The organism is Streptomyces sp. NPDC046900, from assembly GCF_040644975.1.
Taxonomy (GTDB): domain Bacteria; phylum Actinomycetota; class Actinomycetes; order Streptomycetales; family Streptomycetaceae; genus Streptomyces.
The window spans coordinates 2395-3642 of the sequence record NZ_JBEYXD010000210.1 but is presented as its reverse complement, the minus strand read 5'-3'; the positions used below and the strand labels follow the sequence as shown (position 1 = coordinate 3642).

Sequence of the window (1248 nt, the reverse complement as noted above, 5' to 3'; positions counted from 1 at the left end):
CGGCATCTGCTTCAAGACCGGACCGCCCCGCTCGCTCGGTGTCGAGGTGGAATGGCTCGTCCACGAGCTGCGGAGACCGTGGCTTCCTGTATCACCCGAACGTCTACGAGCGGCCTATGCCGCACTGCGGTCTCTGCCCCTGAGTTCGGCGCTCACCGTCGAGCCCGGCGGCCAGCTGGAGCTGAGCTCAGCTCCGGCCGCCTCCTTGATGGAGTGCATAGGGGCCGTCTGCGCCGACCTCGAGGCGGTCCGCGCGCTGCTGCGTGAGGCCGATATCGGCCTCAGTGGCTACGGCCAGGATCCCTGGAACTCTCCACGCCGCTTCCTTCGTGAGCCGCGCTACGACGCCATGGAGCGGTACCTGGACCGCACCGGCCCCGAGGGGCGTTTCATGATGTGCTCCTCGGCCTCCGTTCAGGTGTGTCTGGACGCCGGATACGAGGAGCCGGGCCCTCTCGGGCACGGGCGGCGCTGGTGGCTGGCGCACCAGCTGGGCGCGGTGCTGGTTGCCGCGTTCGCGCATTCTCCGCTGTCACGCGGCCGGCCGACGGGCTGGCGCTCGACGCGGCAGTTCGTGTGGGCGGCCATGGAACCGGGGCGCAGCAGCGCTCCGTCCCTCGGTGGCGACCCCAGGGTCGCGTGGGCCCGGCATGTGATGGACGCGCCTGTGATGTGCGTCCGGGCCGAGAGTGGCCCCTGGCGTGTGCCGGAGGGTATGAGTTTCCGGGACTGGACCCGGTCCGCGGACCCGCCGGGCCGCGGTGACCTCGACTACCACCTCACGACGCTGTTTCCTCCGATACGGCCCCGCGGGCATCTTGAATTCCGCATGATCGACGCTCAGCCGGGCGACGACGGATGGATCGTGCCGCTGGCTGTGACGAGCGCGCTCTTCGACGATCCGCAGGCCGCCGAGACCGCCTACCGGACGGTGAAACCTCTGGCGGAGCGGGCTGGTTCACTTCCGGCTCCGTGCAATGCGCTGTGGGTCGCGGCCGCCCGTGACGGTCTGGGCGACCCCGAGCTGCACGAGGCCGCCGTCGCCTGTTTCGCGGCAGCGGCCGAGGCGCTGCCCCGGCTCGGCGCCACTGCCCGCGTGCGGCGTCTGGTCGCGGAGTTCACCGACCGCTACGTGGCCCGGGGCCGCTGCCCCGCCGACGATCTGCTGCTCCAGTTCCACGGGAAGGACATCCGCACATGACCGACGACCGGTCACCGACAGACCCGGACAAGCTCCGGGAGCGGTAC

At 70.9% G+C, this 1248-nt stretch carries 1 protein-coding gene; it reads left to right on the top strand.

Annotated features, from left to right (window positions below):
- A partial coding sequence (gene egtA, locus ABZ904_RS50830) for an ergothioneine biosynthesis glutamate--cysteine ligase EgtA (protein WP_361831110.1) occupies positions 1-1201 on the top strand: 1201 nt, incomplete at its 5' end.
- Between the last annotated feature and the right edge of the window lie 47 nt (positions 1202-1248).